The sequence below is a fragment of the Bacteroidota bacterium genome, assembly GCA_039714315.1.
Classification (GTDB): Bacteria; Bacteroidota; Bacteroidia; order Flavobacteriales; family JADGDT01; genus JADGDT01.
This window is the reverse complement of sequence record JBDLJM010000184.1, coordinates 1-4,876: the sequence shown is the minus strand read 5'-3', so window position 1 is coordinate 4,876 and position 4,876 is coordinate 1. Positions and strand designations below refer to the sequence as shown.

Here is a 4,876-nt window from a genome sequence, read left to right as displayed (position 1 = left end):
CAAAAGTTTTACGAAAGCGAGCTTTCGACACTTTTGGAAACAAAAAATCCCTTTTGAACAAAGTTCAAAAGGGATTGTGTTTTGTCGGGGTGGCAGGATTCGAACCTGCGGCCTCCTCGTCCCAAACGAGGCGCGATAACCGGGCTACGCTACACCCCGAATGGTGTAGTGATCACGACAGGATTGCTAAAGCAACCTTTGTCGTCCATCTTGAAAATGAAATTAAAGTAAACTTTATTTCATTTATCTGTGATCACGACAGGATTCGAACCTGTGACCGTCTGCTTAGAAGGCAGATGCTCTATCCAGCTGAGCTACGTGACCTGACCATGTAATAAATTAAGAAATTTCTTTAAGGATGGGGATTGCTACGCGATCCCTTGGTTTCCTTATTGAATCAAATCTTTTTTCGATCTTTTAGTTTACGAAGTTTAAGAAAGTGAACTTTCTACGCTTCTTAAAACTAAAATCTCAACTAAAAAAAGATTTGCGGAAAGAGGGGGATTACATATCCTAACATTTCCTTATTGAATCAAATCTTTTTTCGATCTTTTAGTTTACGAAGTTTAAGAAAGTGAACTTTCTACGCTTCTTAAAACTAAAATCTCAACTAAAAAAAGATTTGCGGAAAGAGGGGGATTCGAACCCCCGATACCCTTGCGAGTATAACACCTTAGCAGGGTGCCGCTTTCAGCCACTCAGCCACCTTTCCAATTTCTTTATTTATTCAGTATTTTTAAGAACTCTGTTTCTTTGTTTTTGCGAGTGCAAATGTAACGCGTGTTTTAATACTGTGCAAACAATATTAGTACTTTTTTACAAGCTTTTTTTCAGCAATCTCATTAACACATATTTACATAGTAAAAAAAAACGTAAACACCTTATTTAATCAGGGTATTCGATCCTTGCGTGGTAAATATTAAGGAGTTTTTTAGTGATTACCCGTTTCACCATTTCTATTTCACGGAAAGTAATATTAGAATTTAAAAACTGGCCTTCTTCCATTTGCTTTGAAACAATCTTATCAACTAATCCGCCAATAGACTTTGAATCATAGCTTTTTAAACTTCTGGATGCAGCCTCCAAAGCATCAGACATCATCAGTATGGCTGTTTCCTTCGAATATGGTATTGGTCCCGGATATCTAAAAGACTTATCACTCAACAATGTATCATTCGAAGTTTCTTCATACTGTTTATAGAAATAATAGACCATTGATGCTCCATGATGAGTCCTGATAAAATCAATAATCCTGTCCGGAATATTGTACTTCTTAGCTATTTCAATCCCATCCAACACATGATTAATAATAATATTGGCACTCTCTTTAGGATCTAATTCATCATGTGGATTAACATGTGTTTGCTGATTTTCTATAAAAAATAAGGGATTATTCATTTTTCCGATATCGTGATACAAGGCTCCAGTACGCACTAATCGTGCATTAGCTCCAATCTCGTTTGCAGCCGACTCGGCAATATTTGCTACCATCAACGAATGTTGAAAGGTTCCCGGTGCTTTATCGCTCAACATTTTCATCAGTTCACTATTTGTATCGGACAATTCCAGTAAGGATACATCAGAAACAAGCTTAAAACTTTTCTCGTACAAATAAATCAATGGCTGTGAAAAAAGAGTCAATAATCCATTTATTGCAAAAAATAAGAAGTTCATGTAGTTAAGTCCTGTCAGACTTCCTGTTTGGGAAATTGAATAGGCAAAATAAGTTATAAAGTAAATCATGGTAATCTGTCCAACCGAAATAAACATACTGGCACGCCTGTGATCGGTTGATACGGTTAACACTGTTACTATACCCGCTGAAATTTGTATAAAACTGTATTCAAAAGGATTGGGAGCCATAAAACCTATCAGAAGAACAACAATAATATGTGTCATTAAACCCAGCCTTGAATCGAAAAATGATTTTAGAACAATCGGAACTATACTTACCGGTACAATATAAATAAGCTTTGGCTCATAATGAATTACCATTGCAGCCATCCCAACCATCATCAATAAATTAAGATATACAAACGATGTTTTGTTATTATCATCAAAAACATCATGCTTGAACTGAAACAGAAAAAGCAGTAGCATTATTAATAATACCGAAACTTTAATAACATGACCTATAGTAATCCATATATAATCTCTTTCACTAAGCACTTTCGACTCATACTCGGCCTTTAGGCTGTTAAGTTTATTCAGGGCTTCGCCTTCAACTATATCTCCCTTCGAAATTATTCTCGTATTTTGTGCCACAAAACCTCTGGTCTGAGAAATCTTGCTTATCTCCTCCTCCATTCCTGTCTGGGTCTTGCTGGCATCGTATTGAACATTTTGTTGTAAGACCCCTATAAATATCTCATCAAAAAAAGCCTTATCATCTACAAATTCCGAAAAATATATGCGTTGATCTATATATTGAAGAGCCGAATTGATTGTATGGAAATTTTCAAAACTTATATCATTGGCTATATTGTCTTTCAGCAATATTACTTTACGCTTTTTATTAGGTACTTTAAGAGTTTCGTCTTTTGCCAATATCCCAAACTGGTAAACTGTTTGAAGTTGCTCCTCACCAAACTTCAACATCCTTTTAAGGTATTTACCTTCAAAAGCTCTCTCACTCCCTAATCTGTCTATTTTAATTTTAAAGTTTTCAAATACATTGTTACTGATCTTTTCATCATATACAAAATATAACTTCGATTTAGCCTTAACCTCATTAACCTCAGATTTCAACTCTTCATCCGACTTGGATATTGCAAAATCAAAAGGCGCTAACAAGTCTTCGAATAACCATGGTTTCCCCTGTTGATATTCAAAATCGAATTGTCCTCCTTTTGGCATCCAATAAGTAATCAGTGATATTGTTATTAGCAGTACAATAACTCTGTAAATTGTATTATTGTACCTAAATGCATTATCTATCTTTTGCTTCATAAACTTTCAATAGTTTGATAGGGTTGAGAGTATTTTAGTATAAACTCTCACACAAACTTAAATAAATATAACTAATGAACTAAAATTTTAATCAATGATATGTTACAATTTTAAATTATATTCGTCTCTTTAGAAATAATATCTCACTAATAATTGACTTAAATTTAACACAAATCAACTTGGAAACAGTATTATCTATAAAAGAACTCTCCAAAAAGTATGGCTCCAAATACGCTATTAATAATGTGAGTTTCGAAATAAAAAAAGGGAACGTTTATGGCCTCTTAGGTCCAAACGGAAGCGGTAAAACCACAACATTGGGGATAATCCTTGGCATTATAAACAGAACAGAGGGTGAATACTTTTGGTTTTCTCAACAACCCTCACATAAACACCTAAAAAGAATCGGAGCATTATTGGAAAACCCCAATTTCTATCCGTATATGACCGGTGAGGAAAATTTAAAACTGGTTGCCGATATAAAAGAGGTCAGTTACGACTTAATTGAAGAAAAACTTCGACTTGTAAACCTGTACGAAAGAAAAAACGATAAGTTTCAAACATACTCACTGGGGATGAAACAGCGTCTGGCTATAGCCTCAGCTCTTCTAAACAACCCTGAAGTACTTGTTTTGGACGAGCCGACAAACGGTTTAGATCCACAGGGAATTGCCGAAATAAGAAACTTAATTACAGAAATTGCGGAACAGGGAACCACAATATTACTTGCCTCTCACCTGCTGGATGAAGTTGAAAAAGTCTGTTCGCATGTAGTGGTATTGAAAGAAGGTAAAATTCTGTTTTCGGGTGATATAAAATCGGTAAACAAAAATAACGGATTCATAGAAGTAAAATCAGAAAACCTCTCTGAACTACAGGAAATTCTATCAAAACATCCAAAACTTGGAACTATTGAAATAAAAGGTGGTCAGGTAACAGCAGAAATAATAGAAAATGTTTCGGGCGAAGAAATGAACAAATATTTATTCGAAAATAATATTTTCCCTTCTCATCTGGTAATAAAAACACAGAGCCTCGAAGACAAATTTTTAGAAATCACTAACGGTAAATAAGCATGCTACGATTATTAAGTATAGAATACAGAAAACTTAAAACAAATAACGCCTTTTTTATATTCACATTTTTTTACTTTCTGGCACTGGCCGGCTTTGCATGGATCATTGGGAGTGTTGGAGTAGACATTGAAAGTATAAATATGAACTTTGGTGATATAGGCGTATTTGATTTCCCTAACATTTGGCAAAACATAACTTATATAGCCGCATTTTTTAAAATTATTCTCGCTATAATTATCATCACTTTCATCACTAATGAGTATCAGTACCGTACATTACGACAAAACCTGATAGACGGTTTGAGCAAAAAAGAGTTTATAGCATCGAAAGTATTAATGATGATGGTTTTGGCAGGAATATCAACTCTTTTTGTTTTTGCCATTATTATGATAATCGGCTTAACCCAGTCTTCATTCCTTGAGCCGGATATAATCATAATGAAATCATCATTTATTTTTGCCTATTTCCTGAAACTTGTTGCATTCTTTTCGATGGTTATGCTTATAGCATTCTTTGTTAAGAAAACCGGTTTTTCATTGGCAACACTTTTTATTTGGGCAGCAATTATAGAACCACTAATGAAATATAAGGTTCTTCCCGAAGGCTGGGATAGAATACTTCCCCTGCAAGCAATGTCGAACCTAATTCACGAACCCTTCACCAGGATTACCAATGCCGATAAAGTTTTTGGAAACATTACATATAGTTCAGTAGATCTAACTGATGTATTTATAACTTTGGGTTATACTGTTATTTTTATCTACCTCTCGTATTATATTGTTAAGAAGAGGGATTTATAGGTATTCAAGGCTAAAGATACCTGCCTGCGTGACTCAGTCAGGCAGGAAAGA

At 34.7% G+C, this 4,876-nt stretch carries 3 protein-coding genes and 3 tRNA genes; 2 read left to right on the top strand and 4 right to left on the bottom strand.

Annotation, left to right across the window (positions count from 1 at the left end):
• Nucleotides 1-84 precede the first annotated feature (84 nt).
• The 4 genes from ABFR62_12980 to ABFR62_12965 all read right to left on the bottom strand — a co-directional run bounded on the left by ABFR62_12980 (nucleotide 85) and on the right by ABFR62_12965 (nucleotide 2,949).
• A tRNA-Pro gene (locus tag ABFR62_12980) sits at nucleotides 85-159 on the bottom strand.
• Nucleotides 160-250: 91 nt separating this feature from the next.
• A tRNA-Arg gene (locus tag ABFR62_12975) sits at nucleotides 251-324 on the bottom strand.
• A gap of 301 nt (nucleotides 325-625) precedes the next feature.
• A tRNA-Ser gene (locus ABFR62_12970) sits at nucleotides 626-712 on the bottom strand.
• A 173-nt stretch (nucleotides 713-885) separates the two neighbouring features.
• Nucleotides 886-2,949 carry an HDIG domain-containing metalloprotein gene (locus ABFR62_12965; protein ID MEN8139334.1) on the bottom strand — a complete coding sequence of 688 codons (2,064 nt, stop codon included), beginning with the start codon at nucleotides 2,947-2,949 and terminating at the stop codon, nucleotides 886-888.
• A 179-nt stretch (nucleotides 2,950-3,128) separates the two neighbouring features.
• Here ABFR62_12965 and ABFR62_12960 point away from each other — a divergent pair, with 179 nt between their 5' ends.
• Entirely contained in the window at nucleotides 3,129-4,022 is an 894-nt protein-coding gene (locus ABFR62_12960; protein ID MEN8139333.1) for an ATP-binding cassette domain-containing protein, read from the top strand.
• Nucleotides 4,023-4,024: 2 nt separating this feature from the next.
• A complete protein-coding gene (locus ABFR62_12955; GenBank protein MEN8139332.1) occupies nucleotides 4,025-4,825 on the top strand; it encodes an ABC transporter permease subunit in 801 nt (266 codons plus the stop codon).
• The last annotated feature ends 51 nt before the right edge of the window (nucleotides 4,826-4,876 follow it).